Origin of the sequence: Streptomyces tauricus (assembly GCF_014650955.1) — a bacterium.
GTDB classification, from domain to species: domain Bacteria; phylum Actinomycetota; class Actinomycetes; order Streptomycetales; family Streptomycetaceae; genus Streptomyces; species Streptomyces tauricus.
In genome coordinates this window covers 1-19,746 of the sequence record NZ_BMVY01000026.1, presented here as the reverse complement: position 1 = coordinate 19,746, position 19,746 = coordinate 1, and the positions used below count along the sequence as shown (strand labels likewise).

The 19,746-nt window shown below is 72.0% G+C and carries 17 protein-coding genes; 9 read left to right on the top strand and 8 right to left on the bottom strand.

From position 1 onward, the window contains the following. Positions 1-8: 8 nt before the first annotated feature. Positions 9-3,560, bottom strand: a complete 3,552-nt coding sequence (locus IE278_RS30215; RefSeq protein ID WP_189776502.1) for an AfsR/SARP family transcriptional regulator — start codon at positions 3,558-3,560, stop codon at positions 9-11. Positions 3,561-3,752: 192 nt separating this feature from the next. On the opposite strand from IE278_RS30215, the gene IE278_RS30210 reads away from it, so the two are divergent. After that, on the top strand, positions 3,753-4,553 hold the full coding sequence (locus IE278_RS30210) for a site-2 protease family protein (protein ID WP_189776500.1): 801 nt from the start codon (positions 3,753-3,755) through the stop codon (positions 4,551-4,553). Here the strand turns inward: IE278_RS30210 and IE278_RS30205 are convergent. From IE278_RS30205 to IE278_RS30195, 3 genes are all read right to left on the bottom strand, one after another. Beyond that, positions 4,543-4,731, bottom strand: coding sequence for a hypothetical protein (locus tag IE278_RS30205; protein WP_189776498.1), 189 nt, complete (start codon positions 4,729-4,731; stop codon positions 4,543-4,545). The two genes, IE278_RS30210 and IE278_RS30205, sit on opposite strands and share 11 nt — an antisense overlap. 114 nt (positions 4,732-4,845) lie before the next feature. Then, positions 4,846-5,556 carry an NADPH-dependent F420 reductase gene (npdG, locus tag IE278_RS30200; protein ID WP_107018355.1) on the bottom strand — a complete coding sequence of 237 codons (711 nt, stop codon included), beginning with the start codon at positions 5,554-5,556 and terminating at the stop codon, positions 4,846-4,848. A 38-nt stretch (positions 5,557-5,594) separates the two neighbouring features. Further along, positions 5,595-6,674: a sialidase family protein gene (locus IE278_RS30195; protein ID WP_246570842.1), complete on the bottom strand. Its 1,080-nt coding sequence runs from the start codon at positions 6,672-6,674 to the stop codon at positions 5,595-5,597. Between the two features lie 107 nt (positions 6,675-6,781). Between IE278_RS30195 and IE278_RS30190 the strand changes: the two genes are divergently transcribed. Together IE278_RS30190 and IE278_RS30185 are read left to right on the top strand one after the other, a co-directional pair. Further along, positions 6,782-7,396 carry a hypothetical protein gene (locus IE278_RS30190; protein ID WP_189776493.1) on the top strand — a complete coding sequence of 205 codons (615 nt, stop codon included), beginning with the start codon at positions 6,782-6,784 and terminating at the stop codon, positions 7,394-7,396. A gap of 206 nt (positions 7,397-7,602) precedes the next feature. Beyond that, complete coding sequence (locus IE278_RS30185) at positions 7,603-8,871, top strand: MFS transporter (protein ID WP_189776680.1); 1,269 nt, start codon at positions 7,603-7,605, stop codon at positions 8,869-8,871. Between the two features lie 108 nt (positions 8,872-8,979). Here IE278_RS30185 and IE278_RS30180 read toward each other — a convergent pair whose 3' ends face one another. Continuing rightward, positions 8,980-9,210 (bottom strand): SPOR domain-containing protein, encoded by a 231-nt coding sequence (locus tag IE278_RS30180; protein ID WP_189776492.1) that lies wholly within the window; start codon positions 9,208-9,210, stop codon positions 8,980-8,982. Between the two features lie 58 nt (positions 9,211-9,268). Here IE278_RS30180 and map point away from each other — a divergent pair, with 58 nt between their 5' ends. Together map and IE278_RS30170 are read left to right on the top strand one after the other, a co-directional pair. Further along, a complete protein-coding gene (map, locus tag IE278_RS30175; RefSeq protein ID WP_189776490.1) occupies positions 9,269-10,126 on the top strand; it encodes a type I methionyl aminopeptidase in 858 nt (285 codons plus the stop codon). A gap of 182 nt (positions 10,127-10,308) precedes the next feature. Continuing rightward, positions 10,309-10,968, top strand: a complete 660-nt coding sequence (locus IE278_RS30170) for a biliverdin-producing heme oxygenase (RefSeq protein ID WP_189776488.1) — start codon at positions 10,309-10,311, stop codon at positions 10,966-10,968. A 219-nt stretch (positions 10,969-11,187) separates the two neighbouring features. On the opposite strand, the gene IE278_RS30165 is transcribed toward IE278_RS30170, so the two are convergent. From IE278_RS30165 to IE278_RS30155, 3 genes are all read right to left on the bottom strand, one after another. Further along, entirely contained in the window at positions 11,188-11,832 is a 645-nt protein-coding gene (locus IE278_RS30165; protein ID WP_189776485.1) for a PhzF family phenazine biosynthesis protein, read from the bottom strand. A 52-nt stretch (positions 11,833-11,884) separates the two neighbouring features. After that, positions 11,885-13,375: an HtaA domain-containing protein gene (locus tag IE278_RS30160; protein WP_189776483.1), complete on the bottom strand. Its 1,491-nt coding sequence runs from the start codon at positions 13,373-13,375 to the stop codon at positions 11,885-11,887. Between the two features lie 92 nt (positions 13,376-13,467). Beyond that, positions 13,468-14,985 (bottom strand): HtaA domain-containing protein, encoded by a 1,518-nt coding sequence (locus IE278_RS30155; protein WP_189776481.1) that lies wholly within the window; start codon positions 14,983-14,985, stop codon positions 13,468-13,470. Positions 14,986-15,243: 258 nt separating this feature from the next. Between IE278_RS30155 and IE278_RS30150 the strand changes: the two genes are divergently transcribed. From IE278_RS30150 to efeO, 4 genes are all read left to right on the top strand, one after another. Further along, the gene (locus IE278_RS30150; protein WP_189776479.1) at positions 15,244-16,233 is read left to right on the top strand and encodes a heme/hemin ABC transporter substrate-binding protein; all 990 of its coding nucleotides are present in this window, start codon (positions 15,244-15,246) and stop codon (positions 16,231-16,233) included. A 2-nt stretch (positions 16,234-16,235) separates the two neighbouring features. Then, complete coding sequence (locus IE278_RS30145) at positions 16,236-17,393, top strand: FecCD family ABC transporter permease (protein WP_189776477.1); 1,158 nt, start codon at positions 16,236-16,238, stop codon at positions 17,391-17,393. Then, entirely contained in the window at positions 17,390-18,226 is an 837-nt protein-coding gene (locus IE278_RS30140) for a heme ABC transporter ATP-binding protein (protein WP_189776475.1), read from the top strand. The genes IE278_RS30145 and IE278_RS30140 overlap by 4 nt, the downstream gene beginning before the upstream one ends. 188 nt (positions 18,227-18,414) lie before the next feature. Beyond that, a complete protein-coding gene (efeO, locus tag IE278_RS30135) occupies positions 18,415-19,587 on the top strand; it encodes an iron uptake system protein EfeO (RefSeq protein ID WP_189776473.1) in 1,173 nt (390 codons plus the stop codon). The last annotated feature ends 159 nt before the right edge of the window (positions 19,588-19,746 follow it).

The window sequence follows — 19,746 nt, the reverse complement described above, 5'->3', positions numbered from 1 at the left end:
CTCTCGCGTCAGACCAGGGCGGCGGCCTCCTCGAAGGAGAGGCCGCCGCCCTGCGTGTACGCGTCGTCGTACGCCGGGTCGTCGAGGACCCGGCGCGTCGCCGTCTCGGCCTGGGAGCGCATCTCGTGCTCCACGACGGCCCGGAAGTGGCCGGGCGGCAGGAGTCCGTCGGCGGCGCCCAGGCACCGTGCGGCGTCCCCGGCGCGCCGGCCGCCGTCGATCCCGGCCAGTGCGATGGCCGCGGTGGTCAGATGCGCCGAGAACATGTGCGGCGCGATCATCTGGGTCAGGGGGTCCTTGGCCCGCTCCAGGGCGCCGCGCACCTTCACCACGGCCTCGTCGTACAGGCCCTCCTGCGAGTCCAGCCAGGCGTCCACGCCCATCACGAACCCGTCGAAGACCACGAACCGTACGGCGGCGAAGTCGTCCCACAGCCGCTCCATCTGCTCCCTGGCCTCGGCGACGCGGCCGGTGCGGCCGAGCCACATCGCGAGGAAGAGCCGGGCCCCGGGCATGGCCTCGTTGTGGGTGCCGTCGCCCTGTTCCAGGACCTCGCGCAGCAGCCGCTCGCCCCGACCGGTCTCGCCGGCGTCGATGAGCACGCTGCCCAGCCGGGTGCTGAGGATGGCCACCTGGGCGCGGGCGCCGAGGCGTTCGGCGTGGGCGATGGCCGTCTCGTAGTCCGTCGCGGCGAGCTGGTACTCGCCCTTGCGCTCATGGGCCTCGCCACGCGCGGAGAGCGCCTCGGCGGCGCCCCAGGCGTCTTCGAGGCCCACGAACAGCTCCAGCGACTCGTCGGCGTCACGGGTCGCGTCGCCCGCCCAGTCGGCACGGTTGGCGAGCATGTTGGCGCGCATCTGCAGGGCGACGGCCAGCTCCCAGCGGGTGCCGAGCGCACGGCAGGTCTCCACGCTCGCGTCGATGACCCGGCGCAGCCGGTCCAGGTCGCCGGTCAGCAGCACCGCGAAGAACCAGAGGTAGCCGGGGTTGCGGCAGACCTGCGGGAGGCCGGGCTCGTAGGCCTCGTTGACGGCGCGCAGCTTGGCCTCGGCCTCCGGTGTCTGCCAGGTGTCCAGTTCCAGGTCCATACAGGCGAGGTGCAGGAGATGGACGCCGCGCCTCGCCTCGACGAGGACGTCGGGGCTCATGGGCGGCGGGTCGGCGATGCACGACTCGTACAGCGGGACCGCGTGCTCGGTGGGGGGCGCGAACGGGTCGGGGCCCATCGCCATGACCTCCCGCGTCCAGTTGCGGGTGATCATCCGCAGGTCGCGGATCTGCCAGTACCAGGCGAGGGAGAGGACGAGGCAGAGCGCCTCCTGCTCGTCGCCCGCGGCGACGGCGCGCTGGAGTGCAACCCGTGTGTTCTCGCCTTCGAGCTGGAGGAGTTCGATCGCCTCGCGCTGACTCGGGCCGCGCAGCAACGGGTCGGTGGTGCGGGCGAGTTCGCGGTAGTACGTGAGGTGGGCGCGCTCGGTCGCGGGGCGCTCGCCGCACGCGTCGAGCCGCTGTCCGGCGTACTCGGCGACGGTCTCCAGGAGCCGGTAGCGCATCTCGCCGTCACCCGGGCCCGGGCGCGGGCCCGAAGTCCGGACCGGGTCCGCGACCCCGCCTGCGCCTTCCCCCTGGCCCGAACCCGAACCCGAACCCGTGGCCTTGTCCGATCCCTTGTCCACGCCCTTGGCCGATCCCTTGCCCGAAGGGGCCGCCACCACGAGGGACTTGTCGACGAGGGAGCCGAGGGCCTCCAGCGCGGCGGGTCCGCAGACGGCCTCGGCGGCGGTGAGGTCGCAGCCGCCCGCGAAGACGGACAGCCGCCGCAGTACGTCGCGTTCGTCCTCGTCCAGCAGGTCCCAGGACCAGTCGACGACGGCCCGCAGCGTCTGCTGGCGCGGCAGGACCGTACGGCTGCCGGAGGTGAGCAGGCGGAAGCGGTTGTCGAGGCGGTCGGCGATCTGGCGCGGGGTGAGCATCCGCAGCCGGGCCGCGGCGAGTTCGATGGCGAGCGGCAGTCCGTCCAGGCGCCGGCAGATCTCGGCGGCGGCCTCCGGGTCGTCCTCGATCCGGAAACCGGGCCGGGCCGCCGCGCCCCGGTCGGCGAGCAGCTGGAGCGCGTACGGCTCGGGCAGCGGCTCGACGGGCCGCAGCAACTCCCCCGGTACGCCGAGGGGTTCGCGGCTCGTGGCCAGTACGGTCAGTCCGGGGCAGCGTTCGAGGAGCTGCTCGACGAGGCGGGCGGCGGCGTCCACGACGTGTTCGCAGTTGTCGAGGACGATCAGCATGCGGCGTTTGGCGCAGTGCTCGGTGAGCCGCACGAGCGGGTCGTCGTGCCGGTCGGTGACGACGCGCATCTCCTCGGCCCCGGCGCTGCGCAGCACGGTCTCCCGCGCGCCGACCGCGGTGAGGACGGCCTCGGGGACGGCGTCCGGGTCGGTGACGGGGGCGAGTTCGGCCAGCCACACCCCGTCCGGCAGGTCCTGGGCGGCGCTCTCCGCCGCCTCCTGCGACAGCCGGGTCTTCCCGGCGCCGCCCGGTCCGAGCAGGGTGACGAGCCGGGCCGCCGCGAGGTCTCCGCGGATGGCCGTCAGGTCGGTGTCCCGGCCCACGAAGGAGGTGAGCCGGGCTCGGAGGTTGCCGCGTGGCGCGGGGCGTTCGCGTGGTGCGGGCCCGTGGGGACTTGGTGCGCCGTTCCCCGCGCCCCTGCTGCGATGCGGGGCTGTCGCGCCGCCGGCAGGTGCGGCTCCGTGGAGGCCTGGTGCGCCGTTCCCCGCGCCCCTGAAGGGGGTGGGGCCGTGAGGCGCGCCGTTCCCCGCGCCCTTGATGAACGCCGGGGGGCCGGTCAGTAGTTCCGCGTGCAGGGCCTGTAGTTCCGGGCCCGGGTCGGTGCCCAGGCGGTCGGCCAGCAGGCGGCGTACGGACTCGTAGGCGGCCAGGGCCTCCGCCGCGCGGCCCGCGTCGCGCAGGGCCCGCAGGCGCAGCACCTGGAGGGGTTCGTCGAGGGGGTGGGTGTCGCAGAGGGCGGTGAGGTCGGGCAGGGACTGTTCGGCGTGGCCGAGGGCGAGGGCGGCGCCGAGCCGGGCGCGCCGGGCGTCGAGCCGGCGGGCCTCCCAGCGCGACGACTCCGCCGTACGGTCCGGGAGGTCGGCGAGGGGCGGGCCCTGCCAGAGGGCGAGGGCGTCGTCCAGGATGACGGCCGCCTTGCCGGGGTCGCCGTCGGCCAGCGCGCGGGAGCCTTCGCCCGCGAGCCGTTCGAACCAGTGCAGGTCGACGTCGTCGGCCGCGGCGCGCAGCCGGTAGCCGCCCTCGTCGGAGCCGATCGCGTCCGCGCCCAGTGCCCTGCGCAACCGGCCCACCAGGGCCTGCAGCGCGCCCGGGGCGTCGGCGGGAGGGTCGGCGCCCCAGACCTCGTCGACCAGCACACCCACGGACACGGTCCGGCCGGGGCGCAGGGCGAGCACCGTCAGCAGGGCGCGCAGCCGCGCCCCGCCGACCGGAACGAGGGTGCCGTCGGTACGGAGTGCCTGGGTGGTGCCGAGGATGCGATAGCGCACGCAGACCATTGTCCCTGTCGGCGACCCGGCCCCGCCCCGGATTTCGGACCGGCATGAACCGGGGGTGGCCGAGAACGGACCGGGGACGCGGATGGAGGGCCGCAGGAACCTCCGACCCTCCGTAGGACGTTCCCTCCACACCACCGGTACGGTCTACCCGGCACGCCCAGCCCGTTCGAACATTCCAGGGAGCCCCACCCCATGACCACCGCCACAGGCCGGCACAGCGACCGGCGGATCAGTCCGGTCTTCCTCGGGATCGTGGCCGTCGCGGCGGTGACCGGCTGGGCCACCTGGACCGGCTTCGCCGAGCAGCCCGGTGTCGCCGTCTTCCTGTTCGTGACGGCCGCGTGGATCGTCTCGCTCTGTCTGCACGAGTACGCGCACGCGCGCACCGCCCTGCACAGCGGCGACATCTCGATCGGCGCGAAGGGCTATCTGACCCTGAACCCGCTGAAGTACACGCACGCGCTGCTCAGCATCGTGCTGCCGGTTCTCTTCGTCATCATGGGCGGCATCGGTCTGCCCGGTGGCGCGGTGTTCATCGAGCGGAGCCGCATCCGGGGCCGCTGGAAGCACAGCCTGATCTCGGCGGCGGGGCCGCTGACGAACGTGCTGTTCGCCGTGGTCTGCACCGCCCCGTTCTGGCTGGACGCGCTGGACGGCGTACCGGCGGACTTCCAGTACGCGCTCGCGTTCCTGGCGATGTTGCAGGTCACGGCCGCGCTGCTGAACTTCCTGCCGATCCCGGGCCTGGACGGCTACGGCGTCATCGAGCCCTGGCTGTCGTACAAGATCCGTCGGCAGGTGGAGCCGTACGCGCCCTTCGGGCTGCTCTTCGTCTTCGCGATCCTGTGGATCCCCGAGGTGAACAACCAGTTCTTCGACGCGATCGACGCGCTGCTGCGGGCCCTGGATATCGACGAGATCCGCACGTACTGCGGGCAGAACCTCTACCGGTTCTGGACGGAGACCGACCAGTACTGCTCGGTCAGCCAGTGACGGAGGACGCCTTGCGCCGCATCCGGTCGCGGCGCAGGTAGTACCAGGTCATGTTGGACGACAGGCCCGCGAGCAGTACCCATACGATCCCCAGCCAGCTGCCCTGGACGAAGGAGACGACCGCCGCCGCCGTGGCGAGCACGCAGACGACGAGGGCGTAGAGGGCGAGTCGGGACATGGGGTCTGCTCCTGTCGGGGATCTCCGGGGGCCGGCGCCGCGGCGCGCGGTCCCGGAGGGGGACACTGCTCGGCTCCAGTGTCCCCCACGTCCGCCGGGCACCCCGACACGGTCCTACAGGTCGGTGAGGCGCAGGCCCGCGTGTGCCTTGTAGCGGCGGTTCACCGAGATCAGGTTCGCCACCAGCGACTCGACCTGGTGGGCGTTGCGCAGCCGTCCGGAGAAGATGCCGCGCATGCCGGGGATGCGGCCGGCCAGCGCCTGGACGATCTCGACGTCCGCCCGCTCCTCGCCGAGCACCATCACGTCGGTGTCGATCTCCTCGATCTCGGGGTCCTGGAGCAGCACGGCCGACAGGTGGTGGAAGGCGGCGGTGACGCGGGAGTCCGGCAGCAGCGCGGCGGCCTGTTCGGCGGCGCTGCCCTCCTCGGGCTTCAGCGCGTACGCGCCCTTCTTGTCGAAGCCGAGCGGGTTGACGCAGTCGACGACGAGCTTGCCGGCCAGTTCCTCGCGCAGCGACTCCAGCGTCTTGCCGTGTCCGTCCCACGGCACGGCGACGATCACGATGTCGCTGCGGCGGGCGGTCTCGGCGTTGTCGGCGCCCTCGACGCCGTGTCCCAGCTCGTCGGCGGCGGCCTGCGCGCGCTCCGCGGCCCGTGAACCGATGATCACCTTCTGTCCGGCCCGGGCCAGCCGGTAGGCGAGACCCTTGCCCTGCGGACCGGTGCCGCCGAGCACGCCGACGACGAGCCCGGAGACATCGGGAAGGTCCCAGGGGTCCTTGGCGGGGGCCTTCTGTGCACTGTCAGTGGAGGTAGAGGTCATGGGGCCGACTTTACGTGCGTGCTCCGGGCCGGCACCGCTCACGTGAGGGCTGTCACGGGGATCCGCCGGAACGTGATCGTCTCGTACGCGCTGAAGTCGCCCGTCTCGTAGAGGAGTCCGACCGTGTCGTCGTCGACGCGGACGAGATCGGAGTACGCGGCGGGCAGTCCGTCGACGGTGTGTGCCGTCCGCCAGGTGACGCCGTCGTCGGTGCTGGCGCGGACCGTCATCAGGGCGCGGAAGCCGGGGTCGGCGGGGCCCGAGTAGAGGAGCATGTCGGGTTCACGGAGCTGGAGCAGGCTGCCCTCGACGACGGGACCGGCGAGGCCGGCCTGCGGGCGGAAGGGTTTGACCAGGGTCCGGCCGCCGTCCCGCGAGTACGCGTCGGCGCGGTTGCCGGGGGCGGTGGAGTCGTTGCGGGTGTTGAAGTAGACGCGGCCGTCGGGGAGTTCGGCGGCGGCGGTCTCGTTCACGTTGATGTAGTTGCCGGGGTTGTCGTCGACGTACCCGATGCGCCAGGTCGCCCCGTGGTCGTCGCTGAGCAGACAGTGCCCGCCGTTGTACTTGCCCTCGGTGCCGGTGTCCGTGCCGGTCGGCGGCAGGGAGTGGTTGGCGGGTACGACGACCCGGCCGCCGGTCAGCCGGAGGGCGTGGCCCGGGGTCGTGGCGTACCAGCGCCAGGCCGCTCTCTTCGCCTGCCCGGTGATCTCGCGCGGGCTGGACCAGGTGCGGCCGTCGTCGTCGCTGTGCCGGACCCAGACGCGGCGCCCGTCGGCGGCGCTCACCTTCCCCCGGCGGATGGCGTCCTCGGTGGCGAGGGCGGCGTTGCGGACGTGGACGAGCAGGATCCTGCCGGTGTCGAGGACGACGGGGGCCGGATTCCCGGCCAGCGCTTCGCCGTTCGAGGCGGCCACCTGGAGCGGCCCCCAGGTCAGTCCGCCGTCCGTGGACCGCTTCAGGACGATGTCGATGTGGCCGAAATCGTCGCGGGAGCCGACCCTTCCCTCGCAGAAGGCGAGCAGGGTTCCCTCCGCGCTGACGACGACGGCCGGGATACGGAAGCTCGCGTAGCCCTCCTGTCCGGCCCGGAACGGCACGGACACCTCAACTCTGGTCATGGAAACCTCTCCTTGCCGGTTGGGTGAGTGGGCCACTCTGCCCAGGATGGGCGAATTCATCGTGAACACCAGCTGACGAGCGGTCCGCTGCGGCAGGATGCGGCCACATGGATGCCGTACGGGTGGCCTTGCTGCGCGAAGTGCTCGCCGGGACCGAGTGGCCGGGAGCCACCCGGCGGTTCGCGGGGGCGCTGCGGTCGTCCGTACTGCCCCACGGGGGCGGTCTGCTGCTGGTGGGGACCGCGGAGTACGAGCCCTGGCACCTCGCCGCGCATCTGGTGGACGAGGCCGCCTGGTCGGGCACGCCTGAGCTGACGCCGACGCTGGTACGGCACGGGGCGCGGCCCGGGGACCCGGCCCATCTGGCGGTGGGACTCGGCCGGATCGAGGCGGCCAGGCGCGGCGAGACGCTGCTCGTCGTGGCGCCGGGCGCGGCCGGGGCCCCGCTCCTGGAGCGGGTGTACGACGCGCGCCGGGCCGGGGCGACGGTCCTGGCGCTGGACTCGGGCGACCGCGAACTGCACGCGATGGCGCACGAGGCGCTCGCGGTGCCGGCCAGGCCCGGTCTCGACGCGGGGCTCGACCTGGACACGGTTCAGCACCTGGTCAGTGCGGCCACCGGGGAGAACTCGCTGCCCGTACCCCGGGGCCGGCGGCGGTTCACCGACCGGTTGTCGCGGCTGGCGGACCGGTTGACCGCGCCGCCGCCCGCACGGTGGTGAGCCGGCGGCCTCCCCGGCGGGGCCGCCCCGGTCGAAAAAGCGTTTGTACGGGACGGGTCCGCGACGGACGATGACCCGTCGTGACGGAATTGATCGAGCCCCAGCCCGAGCCCCAGCCCGCGCCCGGGTCCGCGCCCGGGTCCGAGTCCGCGTCCGAGTCCGCGTCCGATACGGGCAAAGGTGCCGTCGGGGGTGGTGCTTCGCGGCTGGGCGCGTTGTTGCCCGATCTCGCGCCGTGGCGGACCTCCCCCGACTTCCGGCGGCTGTGGGTGGCCGGGCTCATCACGAACTTCGGCAGCTTCCTGACGTTCGTCGCGCTGCCGGTGCAGATGAAGGAGCTGACCGGTTCCGCGGTCGCCGTCGGCGCGATCGGCGCCGTGGAACTCGTACCGCTGATCGTGTTCGGGCTGTACGGCGGGGCGCTCGCCGACGCCCTGGACAAGCGGAAGCTGATCATCTGGACGGAGGCGGGGCAGGGGGTGCTCTCGGCCGTCCTGCTGGTCAACGCGGTACTCCCGGGCCCCCTGGTCTGGCCGCTGTACGCCGTCGCCGCGCTGTCCTCCGCACTCGTCGCGGTCCAGCGGCCGGCGCTCGACGCGCTCACCCCGCGCATCGTCCGGCACGAGCACCTGCCGGCCGCCGCCGCGCTCAACTCGCTGCGCTGGACGGTCGGCGGGGTCGCGGGGCCCGCGGTCGCGGGGCTCGTCGTGGCGTACGCGGGACTCGGCTGGGCCTATGCCGCGGACCTCGCCACGTTCGCCGTGTCGCTCGTCCTGGCCGTGGGGCTCGCCGCGTCGCCCGCCGCGCACGAGGCGGCGAAACCGTCACTGAAGGCGATCGCGGAGGGCGCCCGGTACGCGTGGAGCCGCAAGGAGCTGCTGGGTACGTACGCGATCGACCTGGCCGCCATGTTCTTCGCCTTCCCGCTCGCCGTGCTGCCCTTCCTGGCGGACGAGCTGGACGCCGAGTGGTCGCTCGGGCTGATGTACGCGGCGCTGCCGGCCGGGTCGCTGCTGGTGAGCCTGACCAGCGGGTGGACCTCGCGGATCCACCGGCACGGGCGGATGGTGGTGCTGGCGGCGGCCTGCTGGGGGCTCGCGATGGTGGCCGCGGGCGCCGTGCACGACGTGTGGCTGGTGCTGCTGTTCCTGACCCTGGCCGGCTGCGCCGACATGGTCAGCGGGATCTTCCGGGCGGCGATGTGGAACCAGACGATCCCCGACGAGCTGCGGGGGCGGCTGGCGGGGATCGAGCTGCTGTCGTACTCGGCCGGGCCGCAGCTGGGGCAGGTCCGGGCGGGCGGGATGGCCGCGCTGCTCTCCGTGCGGACGTCCGTGTGGGCCGGGGGTGTGATGTGCGTGGTCGCGGTGGGTGCGTTGGCGGTGTGCCTGCCGCAGCTCATGCGGTACGACGTGCGGAGCAACGCGCACGCGGTGCGGATGAGGGTGTTGCGGGGTGGGGCGGGCGGGGGCTGATCCCGCCGTTCCCGCGCCCCTGGGAACGACAAGCCTGCGCCGTTCCCCGCGCCCCTTTGTGCCCCGTTCCCCGCGCCCCCGGCGGGCGGGTGGGTGAGGAGAAGAGGGCTAGTTGTCGTCCGCGTTCCGCGGAGCGGCATCGTGCCAGCGGGGGTCCGTCTCCCAGTCGAGGTTGCGCTCACGGGCCGTGTCCATCGCCCGCTGGGCCTCCTCGCGGGACGCGTACGGACCGAAGCGGTCCTTCGCGGGGCACTCGGGGCCCTCCTCCACCTTCTTGTGCTCCAGGCAGTAGTACCACTCGCCCGGTTTGCCGACCGTCCGCTTCTTGAACAAGGCCATGACCAGCTCCTCTCGCCACCGACATGTTCCCCCATCTCCGCTGGTTAGACTCGCTGGCATGTCTGGCCAGTCGCTGCTCGTCCCAGGGGAGCTGTCCCCCACCCGTTCCGTGCCCGGAAACATCCGCCGCCCGGAGTACGTCGGCAAGCCCGCGCCGACCCCGTACACCGGGCCGGAGGTGCAGACGCCCGAGACGATCGAGGCGATGCGCGTCGCCGGCCGGATCGCCGCGCAAGCCATGGCCGAGGCCGCGAAGCTCATCGCGCCCGGCGTCACCACCGACGAACTGGACCGGGTCGCGCACGACTACATGTGCGACCACGGCGCCTACCCGTCCACGCTCGGCTACCGCGGCTTCCCGAAGTCCCTGTGCACCTCCGTGAACGAGGTGATCTGCCACGGCATCCCGGACTCCACCGTCCTGCGGGACGGCGACATCATCAACCTCGACGTGACGGCGTACATCGGGGGCGTGCACGGCGACAACAACGCCACGTATCTCGTCGGCGACGTGGCCGAGGAGTCACGGCTGCTCGTGGAGCGGACCCGTGAGTCGCTGGAGCGCGCCATCAAGGCGGTCAGGCCCGGCCGCCAGATCAACATCATCGGCCGGGTCATCGAGTCGTACGCGAAGCGCTTCGGATACGGGGTCGTCCGGGACTTCACCGGGCACGGCATCAACTCGTCGTTCCACTCCGGTCTGATCGTCCCGCACTACGACAGCCCGCACGCGACGACCGTGATGCGGCCCGGGATGACGTTCACGATCGAGCCGATGCTGACGCTGGGCTCGTACGACTACGACATGTGGGACGACGGGTGGACGGTCGTCACGAAGGACCGGCTGCGGACCGCGCAGTTCGAGCACACCCTGGTCGTCACGGACAGCGGGGCCGAGGTCCTCACGCTGCCGTAGCCGTCCCCGCCCCGCCGGATGCCGCCCGCTTGTGGAGAGCGGGCGGCTCTTTCATGTGGAAGCGGCGGACATTCGGGGTACGTTTTTACCGACAGGACGTCGGGAACTCATTGACTTAGGTAAGCCTAACCATAGAAGATTGGTCCGGCTCCCGTCTCCCCCGTTCAGCCCCGGAGGTCCTCATGACACCGTCGAGTACGCCGTTCTCGACGCTCATCCGCACCGCGTCCCACGAGCAGCACGTGGAGGCGGAGACCTCGACCTTCATGAGCGACCTGCTCGGCGGCAGGCTCGGCGTGGACGCCTACGCGCGCTACACGGAACAGCTGTGGTTCGTGTACGAGGCGCTGGAGTCGGGTGCGCGGGAGCTGTCCGGCGACCCGGTGGCGGGGCCGTTCATCCAGCCCGAGCTGATGCGGCTCGCCTCGCTGGAGCGGGACCTCGCGCATTTGCGCGGGCCGGGGTGGCGGGACGGTGCCACCGCGCTGCCCGCGACGGTGGAGTACGCGGAGCGGGTCGCCGAGTGCGCGCGTACGTGGCCCGGGGGGTACGTGGCGCACCACTACACGCGCTATCTCGGTGATCTCTCCGGTGGGCAGATCATCCGTGGGACGGCGGAGAAGACGTGGGGGTTCGCACGCAAGGGGGACGGCGTGCGGTTCTATGTGTTCGAGGACATCGGGAACCCTGCGGCGTTCAAGCGGGGATACCGGGAACTGCTGGATGCGCTTCCCGCGGACGATCTGGAGAAGCAGCGGGTTGTCGCGGAGTGCCGGCGGGCGTTCGCGTTGAACACGGGGGTCTTTCGGGCGCTGGGTGAAGAGTTCCGCATCAGCGCGTGACGTTCCACTGGGGGGTGCGCTTTCGGGTGCGGGCCGTGGGGGCGGGCTGCGCCGTTCCCCGCGCCCCCAAAATCGAAAAGCGAAAAGATTGCGCCGTTCCCCGCGCCCCTTAGGGGCGCGGGGAACGGCGCAATCTTTTGTCCTTCAGGGGCGCGGGGAACTGCGCGGGCAGTCCTCGCCGGGCCCGTGGGGCTTCCCGGCTGCCCCGGGCAGGGGGCGTCAGCGTTCCAGGAGGACTCTGCCGCCCAGTTCGATCCAACCCTCCGGCTGGGGAGCCGTGAGGAGCTGGGAGCCCGCGCCCTGGATGATGTTCAGGGCCCGCCCCAGCCGCGCCGTCAGCTGGAGCGCCGCCGCCCCCGTGGCCTCGTCCTCCTCCACGCCGTCGCCCCGCCCGGGGAAGCCCCGGGCCCGGACACGGCCCGCCGCCTCGTCCTCCCATGCCCACGCGTACAGCCACTCCCCCGACGGAGGGACGGAGAGCGCGTCGACCTCCGCCGCGGTCGCGTACTGGCGCAGCGTGCGCCGCTGCGCCCACTCCGCGCGGGCCTCGATCCAGGTGAACTCGCCGTCCAGCCGCGTGCCCACCACGCCCGCGGGCGTGACGAGTTCGGGTACGTCCAGCAGCCAGGCCACGCCCACGCAGGGGTAGCCGGCGAACGGCAGCCGCACGCCGGGCGTGTAGATGTCGATGACCCCGCGCTCGGGGTCATCGACGAACACCGTCTCGCTGAAGCCGAGTTTCGCCGCGAACGCCTGCCGTTCGCCCCGCTCGGGCAGTACGGAACCCTCCCGCACCACCCCGAGCTCATTGCCGTACTCGCCGCGGGGCCCGCAGAAGACCCGCACCACGTCGTAATCAGTCACGCGGGCATTCAAACATCATGACGGCGGCACCCGCGTACGCGTCCTGGCCGGGTCAGGCCTGGGTGGAGTCCGTCAGCCGACGGCGGCGTACCGCGAACACCACGCCCGCGCCCGCCGCGACGGTGACCGCGGCGGCCGCTCCGAGGGCGCCGACGGGGACGTCGGAGCCGGTGGAGGCGAGGTTGCCGGTCACCCCGCCCGTGGTGGACCCGGTCGTGCCCGCGCCCCCGGTGGTGCCACCGGTCGTCCCGCCCGTGGTGCCGCCCGTTCCCGAGGTCGACGTCGAGGTCGGGTCGGTGTCCGGGAGTTCGGCGTCCGCGGTCAGGGCCACGGCGATGTCAACCGGGTCGAGTGCGGCGCCCGCCTGGTAGAAGCCGCCGAAGGCCTCCGCGCCCGCCTTGGTGAGAGTGGTGGTGACGTCGTCCAGGACGATGACCTCGTCCTTGGCGATCAGGTCGGCCGACTTGGGCTTGAGCTCGGCGAGGGTCACGTCCTCGGACTTCTCACCAAGACTGTCGACGTCGGCGGTGAGCTTGCCGGAGCCGCCGTCGATCTCCGCCTTCAGGTCGCTGAGGGTGAGGTCGAGACCGTAACTGCCGTTGTCCTCGTGGCCCTTGAAGTTGACCGAGCCCTTGAAGGATGCCTTCAGGGTGTCGGCGTCCGTGTCGTAGGTGCCGGTGGCGTCGGGGAAGGTGAAGTCACCGTTGCCGGACGCCTGCTCGGCCCCGCCGGAGACCGTGATCCTGCCCTTGGCCACCCCGTCCACGACGTACGTACGGAAGGACTGCTTCACACCCCAGCCGAGCGTGCCGTAGCTGATGTCGCCCTTGGTGTCGGCCTCGGTGGGCGAGGGCTTCGGGGTGGTGGACGCCGTCCCCGTCGGGTCCGTGGTGGGGGTCTTGGTCGGGGTGCCCGTGGGGGTGCCGGTCGGGGTGCCCGGCGGGGTCGTGGTGCCCGTGGGCGTCGGGTTCGGCGACTCGGCCTTCTTCTCGACCACCGTCAGGGGGTCGCCGGCCGCGCCCGTGTAGGAGGAGCTGCCGAAGACGTCCCCCGCCTCCTTGGTCAGCTTGGTCGTCATGTCCGTCATCGCGCGGTTGACGGTGACCTCGGCGAGCGGCACGTCCTGCTGGGTCGTACCGGCCTTCGTCACATCGGCGGTGACTCTCGCGTCCTTGCTGTCGAACCTCACGTCGGACAGCTTCAGTTCGAAGCCGTGCGCCTTGGAGGCGATGTTCAGGGTGCCCTCGAAGCCGAGCGCGACGGTGTGGGCCTCGGAGTCGTAGCTCCCGGTGCCGTTGACGAAGGTGAACACGCCGTTGTCCTTGGCCTGCGTGGCTCCGGCCTCGGGCGTGAAGGTACCGGCCGCCATGCCCGTCACGTAGTTGCGGTACGACTCCTTGATGCCCCAGGTCAACTCGTAGCCCTTGAGCGGCACTTCGGCGGCGGACGCGGACGTGGCGGCGGCGAGCGCGGTGGCGCCGAGCGTGACGGCGGTCGCGCAGGCTGCGGCAAGGGCTATGGGGCGGCGGCGGTTGGCGGCCATGGTCGTAAATCTCCTCGGTTCGGTGGACGTGCGGTGTGTGGGAGTCCGCGCGACTCGCGGACAGGGAGAAAGGGAGGGAAGGGGAGGGAAGTTCAGTTCTCGTCCGGGGCGTCCGGGGCGTCCGGGGCCGCGGCGGCGGTGGCGGCGGTCTGTGGCGTACGGCGCCTGCGGATGATCAGGAAGGCCGCGGCGATCGCGACCAGGGAAGCGACCGTGAGGCCGATGGACAGGACGGGGACGTCCGAGTCGCTCGCGGTGGCCTCGGTCTTCGGCCCGGCCTTCTTCGGTTCGGCCGCCGCGGCTTCGGGCGTGGCCGACTCCGCGCTGCCCAGGTCGGGCAGGGCGGGCAGTTCGGCCTTGTCGTCCAGGGCGACGGCGAGGGACACCGGGTCCATCTCCGTGCCCGCCTTGTACATCCCGCCGAAGGCCTCGGCGCCCGCGGCGGTGAGCTTCGCGGGGGCCTCGGTCACCTGGGCGAGGCCGTCCTTCGGCTTGAGTTCCTTGGCGGTGAAGGTGACGAGCGGGACCTCCTTGTCCGTGCCGCCGGCCTTGCCCGTCCCGCCGCCGCCCGCCTTGCCCGTCTTGCTCGCGCTCGTGACGTCGGCGTACAGCGTGCCCTTGCCGTCGTCCGTGACCTCGGCCCGGATCTCGCCGAGTTTCAGATCGAGGCCCTGCTCGCCGGTGAAGCGGACGGCTCCGGTGAAGCTCGCGTCGAGGGTCCGCTTCTTCTCGTCGTACGTGCCCGAGCCCTCGGGGAAGCGGAAGAGCGCGCCGCCGTCCTGGGCGCCGTCGCTGAGCTCCCACTCGCCCTGCGCGATGGCGCCGGTGACGTACTCGCGGAAGGTCCTGCGCACCCCCCAGTCCACGGCTCCGTCCTCGATCCGGCCCGAAGTCTCCTTCTTCGCCTTCGACTTGGACGGGGACGTGGACGGGGTCGGTGAGGCGGACGGCTTGCCCGTCGACCCCGTGGCCGCCACCCGCACGTCCGCGGAGAGGCTGACCGGGTCGAGGGCGGTGCCCGCCGTGTAGTACCCGGCGAAGGACTTGGCGCCCTGGGCGGTCAGCGTGGCGGGCAGGTTGTTCAACTGGACGGCGTTGCCGCCGCCCTTCATGTCGATGCCGCCGAGGGAGAGGGAGGCGAAGGGCACCTGCGAGGACGTCGTGACCGCCCCGGTGCCCTTCGCCTTGCTGATGATGTCGACGTAGAGCGTGCCGCCGTTGCCCGCGAGGCGGACGGTCGGGCGGCTGATCGTCAGGTCGAGCTGGTAGGTGCCGTCGTCCTCCTTGTGCCCGAGGAAGTGGACACCGCCGGAGAAGCCGGCGTCGAAGGCGCCCGACGAACCGTCGTACGTACCGGTCGCCGAGTGGAAGCGGAACTGGCTGCCGCCGACCGTGGCCGCGCCCCCGGTGAGGGAGAAACTGCCGTTCGCTATCGGGCCGGTGACATAACTCTGGAAGGAGGACTTGATGCCCCAGTCCAGCCTGCCGCCCTGCACGGTCCGGCCCGCCGCGTGGGCCTGGCCGGCCGGGAGCAGCGCCGTGAGTACCGCTGCGAGTACGGCCGCGCAGAGCAGGGTCACGTGCGTACGTGGGTGCGGGCGGGCTGGCATGTGTGTCCTCCGGGGCGGGAGATCTGGCCGGATGCGATGTGGTGCTTCCTGGCGAGAAAGGTAAGGCTAACCTAAGCTAAGCCCTGCCGGGACGGAAGCGTGGGATGAGACAGAGGGGGACGGGGGTTGTTCTTCGGCCGCCCGTTCGTCGTGGCCGGCCGCGCGGTTCCCCGCGTCCCCGACGGGGCGCGGCCCCGCCCGCACAGGGCCCAGTTGCCGATCCGGCTGACCGAAAGGAACGACACGACCGTGGGACGCATGCGTGTGCGAGTGGTGGGAGTGCTGCTCGCGGTATTCGTGGTGGGGGGCTGTGCCTCCGGCGAGGGGGCGTCCGAGCCGGCCGGTGGCGGGAAGGCCCGCGTCGCCGCCGATCGGGTCGAGCCGCTCACGGACACCCCGGAGCCTCGGCTTCCGGTCACCGTGCGGTCGGCCGACGGTCACGACGTCACGGTCAAGGACGCCGAACGTATCGTTCCGCTCTCCGGCAGCCTCAGCGAGATCGTCTTCACGCTCGGCCTCGGCGACCGGGTCGTCGCCCGGGACATCACCGCCACCTTCGCGCAGGCCGAGAAGCTGCCGGTGGTCACCCGCAACCACGACGTCTCCGCGGAGAGCGTGCTGTCCCTCAAGCCCGATCTGGTGCTCGCCGAGGCCACCACCGGGCCCGCGGAGGCGATGGGCCAGATCCGCGACGCGGGCATACCTGTCCTCGTCGTCGACCCGGCGCAGGGCCTCGACGACGTGGGCCCGCGTATCGAGGCGGTGGCCCGCGCGCTCGGCGTTCCGGCGGCGGGCAAGGAGCTGACGAAGCGCTCGCAGGACCGGATCGCCGCCGTGCGCGAGGACGTTCCGGAGAAGACCGACGAACCGCGGGTCGCCTTCCTCTATCTCCGCGGCTCCGCGTCCGTCTATCTGATCGGGGGCAAGGGCTCGGGAGCGACCTCGCTGCTCGAAGCGGCGGGCGCCGTGGACGCGGGCGCCGAGTCGGGCCTGAAGAAGGACTTCACCGCGATCACCACGGAAGCCCTCGCCCAGGCGGCTCCCGACGCGATCCTCGTCATGTCCAAGGGACTTGAGTCCGTCGGCGGCATCGACGGCCTGGTCAGGATTCCCGGCGTCGCGCAGACCCCGGCCGGGATGGACCGCCGGGTCGTCTCCGTCGAGGACGGCGTACTCCTCAACTACGGGCCCCGCACGGACGCCGTACTGAAGTCCATCGTCGGCCAGTTGTACGGGGACGAGAAGTGAGCGTGACCGACAGGACCGCATCCCAGGCCCCCGAGGACCCTGCCGAGGCTCCCCCTCCCGAAGCTCCGGCCCCGGAAGCCCCGGCTCCCGATACCCCCGCCGCCCTCGCCCGCGGCGGTGTCACGCGTCCCCGCCGCAGCGCCACCTGGCTGCTCACGGTCGGGCTGGCCGTCGTTCTCCTGCTCCTCACCCTCACCTCCGCCGGGCTCGGCGCGTACGAGATCTCGCCCGGTGACGTGCTGTCCTCCGTCGCGCACCGCGCGGGTCTCGGCGGCGGCGAACTGGCCCGTGTCCCCGAGTCCGTGCTGTGGAACGTGCGCTTCCCGCGGATCGTGCTCGCGCTGCTCGTAGGTGCCTCGCTGGGCTGCGCGGGCGCGCTGATGCAGGGCGTGTTCGGCAATCCGCTCGCCGAGCCGAGCGTCATCGGCGTCTCGTCGGGCGCGGCGGTCGGCGCGGTCGCCGCGATCTCGCTCGGTCTGAGCTTCCTGGGCACCTGGACGATCCCGGTCTTCGCCTTCGTGGCGGGACTCGGCACCGCCCTGCTCGTGTACGCGACGTCCCGCTCGGGCGGCCGTACCGAGGTCGTGACGCTGATCCTCACCGGTATCGCGGTGAACGCCTTCGCGGGCGCGCTGATCGGCCTGTTCATCTTCCTGGCCGACACCGCCGCGGTGAACCAGATCACCTTCTGGCAGCTCGGCTCGCTGTCCCAGGCGACCTGGCCGAAGGTGCTGGCGGTACTGCCGTGCGCGGTGGCCGGTCTCGCCCTCGCGCCCTTCTACGCACGCAAGTTGGACCTGCTGGCGCTCGGCGAGCGCCCGGCACGGCACCTCGGCGTGGACGTCGAACGGCTTCGTATCGTGCTGGTCCTGGTCGTCGCGCTGCTGACGGCCGCGGCCGTGAGCGTCTCCGGGGTCATCGGCTTCGTGGGCCTCGTCGTCCCGCATCTGCTGCGGATGGCCGCGGGCCCCGGCCACCGCTTCCTCGTGCCCGGCAGCGCGCTGGGCGGTGCGGTCGTACTGCTCGCGGGCGACCTCGCCGCGCGTACCGTCGCCGAGCCCGCCGAACTGCCGCTCGGTGTGCTGACCGCTCTCTTCGGCAGCCCGTTCTTCTTCTGGCTGCTGCGCAGGACCCGTCGCAGGCAGGGAGGCTGGGCATGAGGAAGCGCAGGGGATGGCTCCGTACGGGGACCGTGCCGCCCGGGCCCGTGACCACAGGAGACGTACTCGCCGAGGCCGAGGCCCTGCGTGTGCGGCTGGGCGCCCGCGAGGTGCTGTCCGGCGTGGCCGTCGAGGCTCGCGCGGGCGAGGTACTGGCACTGGTCGGCCCCAACGGGGCGGGAAAGTCGACCCTGTTGGGCGCGCTCGCCGCCGATCTCCCGGCGTCCGAGGGTGTCGTACGGGTCCACGGGCGCCCGGTGTCCGACTGGTCGGCGCACGAACTGGCCCTGCGCCGGGCGGTGCTCCCCCAGTCCGCCTCGCTCTCCTTCCCCTTCCCGGTCGAGGAGGTCGTACGGATGGGGCGGGCACCCTGGGCCGGGCGGCCCGAGGAGGACCAGGACGACGCGGCCGTGGCCTCGGCCATGGCGGCGACCGAGGTCACCGGCTTCGCGGGCCGGCCCTTCTCGGCGCTCAGCGGCGGCGAACGGGCCAGGGTCGCGCTCGCCCGCGTGCTCGCCCAGCGCGCCCGGCTGCTGCTGCTCGACGAGCCGACGGCCGCACTGGACCTCAGACACCAGGAGCTGGTGCTGCGGATCTGCCGGGAAAGGGCGCGCGAAGGGGACGCGGTGGTCGTGGTGTTGCACGATCTGGGTCTCGCGGCCGCGTACGCGCACCGGGTGGTGATCCTGTGCGCCGGGCGCGCGGTGGCCGACGGGGCGCCCTCGGAGGTCTTCACCGACCGACTGCTTTCGGACGTCTACAAACAGCCGGTCGAGGTGTTCCCCCACCCGCGCACGGGTGGGGTCATGGTGGCTCCGGTCAGGGGTTCTTGACCCGTCTTTGACCGTTTCGTGGGGGATGGATAGCGCCACCGTGACCGGGCCGTGCCCGTACGGCGTCCATGAGAGCTGAATCACTGGACGGGCGACTTCCAGTCAGGTAAGCCTCAGATAAGTTAGGGCAGCCTCACTGAGCCGCTGTGAAGCACCTGCGTTCTCCCTGTGACCCTCTTGGAGCCTGTATGCGAGCCGTCCGACTCTCCGTCGTCACCGCTGCCGCGACCGCGGCCGCGCTGGCCGCTGTCACGGGCTGCACCGAGAAGAGCGACGCGTCGAGCGACGACCACGTCGTCGAGGTGACGGCCACGGACACCAAATGCGAGGTGTCGAAGAAGGAGTTCCCGGCCGGACACGTACAGCTCGACGTGACCAACAAGGGCTCCAAGGTCACCGAGGTCTACCTCCTGTTCCCCGACGACCGGATCGTCACCGAGCGCGAGAACATAGGCCCCGGCACCCGCCAGAAGGTCACCGCGGAGGTGAAGGCGGGCGACTACCGGATCGCGTGCAAGCCCGGCATGAAGGGCAAGGGCATCCGGCAGGACGTCACGGTCACCGGCGGCGGCAAGGTCGCGAAGCGCGACCCGCGCCTGGACGCGGCGGTCGCCTCCTACCGCAGTTACGCACAGGAGCAGGCCGACGAGACGCTGCCGAAGGCCAAGGTGTTCGCGGACGCCGTCAAGGCCGGTGACATCGAGGCCGCGAAGAAGGCGTACGCCACCTCGCGCATCGGCTGGGAGCGCACCGAGCCGGTCGCCGAGTCGTTCGGTGACATCGACCCGAAGGTCGACCTGCGCGAGGACGGTCTGGAGGAGGGGGGCGGGGACGGCAAGAACACAGAGAAGGACTGGACGGGCTGGCACCGCCTGGAGCGCTCGCTGTGGAAGGACAAGAAGCTCACCGACCGGGACTCCGAGCTGGCCGACCAGCTGATCAAGGACCTCACCGACTGGCAGAACCGCGTCGGCAAGGCGGAGATCACCCCGACCTCGATGGCCAACGGCGCCAAGGAACTCCTCGACGAGGTCGCCACCGGCAAGGTCACCGGCGAGGAGGAGCGCTACTCGCACACCGACCTGGTCGACTTCAAGGCGAACGTCGAGGGCGCGGAGAAGTCGTACGAGCTGCTGAAGCCGGTCGCGAAGGAGAACGACGCGGCGCTGGTCATCGAACTGGACAAGCAGTTCGCGGCGCTCGACGCGCTGCTGGACCAGTACCGCGAGGACACGGCCTCGTACGACTTCACCTCGTACGACAAGGTCGGCAAGGCCGACCGCAAGGAACTCTCGGACGCGGTGAACGCGCTCGCGGAGCCGCTGTCCAAGCTCGCCGCGGCCGTCGTCACGACGAAGTAGGGAACGGCCATGACGGACACGCCCACCGAAGCCGAAGCCCAAGCTGAAGCCGAAGCCGAAGCCGGACGCGCCGCGTCGGCCGCCCCGTCCCGGCGCGCGCTGATCGGCTGGGGCGGTGCCGGGCTCGCGCTGGGTGCCGCCGCGGCCGGGGGCGCGGCG

Excerpts from the sequence above, each read along its gene's own strand:
- IE278_RS30215 (WP_189776502.1), bottom strand. The coding sequence starts at position 3,560 with ATGGTCTGCGTGCGCTATCGCATCCTCGGCACCACCCAGGCACTCCGT.
- IE278_RS30210 (WP_189776500.1), top strand. The coding sequence starts at position 3,753 with ATGACCACCGCCACAGGCCGGCACAGCGACCGGCGGATCAGTCCGGTC.
- IE278_RS30205 (WP_189776498.1), bottom strand. The coding sequence starts at position 4,731 with ATGTCCCGACTCGCCCTCTACGCCCTCGTCGTCTGCGTGCTCGCCACG.
- npdG (WP_107018355.1), bottom strand. The coding sequence starts at position 5,556 with ATGACCTCTACCTCCACTGACAGTGCACAGAAGGCCCCCGCCAAGGAC.
- IE278_RS30195 (WP_246570842.1), bottom strand. The coding sequence starts at position 6,674 with ATGACCAGAGTTGAGGTGTCCGTGCCGTTCCGGGCCGGACAGGAGGGC.
- IE278_RS30190 (WP_189776493.1), top strand. The coding sequence starts at position 6,782 with ATGGATGCCGTACGGGTGGCCTTGCTGCGCGAAGTGCTCGCCGGGACC.
- IE278_RS30180 (WP_189776492.1), bottom strand. The coding sequence starts at position 9,210 with ATGGCCTTGTTCAAGAAGCGGACGGTCGGCAAACCGGGCGAGTGGTAC.
- map (WP_189776490.1), top strand. The coding sequence starts at position 9,269 with ATGTCTGGCCAGTCGCTGCTCGTCCCAGGGGAGCTGTCCCCCACCCGT.
- IE278_RS30170 (WP_189776488.1), top strand. The coding sequence starts at position 10,309 with ATGACACCGTCGAGTACGCCGTTCTCGACGCTCATCCGCACCGCGTCC.
- IE278_RS30160 (WP_189776483.1), bottom strand. The coding sequence starts at position 13,375 with ATGGCCGCCAACCGCCGCCGCCCCATAGCCCTTGCCGCAGCCTGCGCG.
- IE278_RS30155 (WP_189776481.1), bottom strand. The coding sequence starts at position 14,985 with ATGCCAGCCCGCCCGCACCCACGTACGCACGTGACCCTGCTCTGCGCG.
- IE278_RS30150 (WP_189776479.1), top strand. The coding sequence starts at position 15,244 with ATGCGTGTGCGAGTGGTGGGAGTGCTGCTCGCGGTATTCGTGGTGGGG.
- IE278_RS30140 (WP_189776475.1), top strand. The coding sequence starts at position 17,390 with ATGAGGAAGCGCAGGGGATGGCTCCGTACGGGGACCGTGCCGCCCGGG.
- efeO (WP_189776473.1), top strand. The coding sequence starts at position 18,415 with ATGCGAGCCGTCCGACTCTCCGTCGTCACCGCTGCCGCGACCGCGGCC.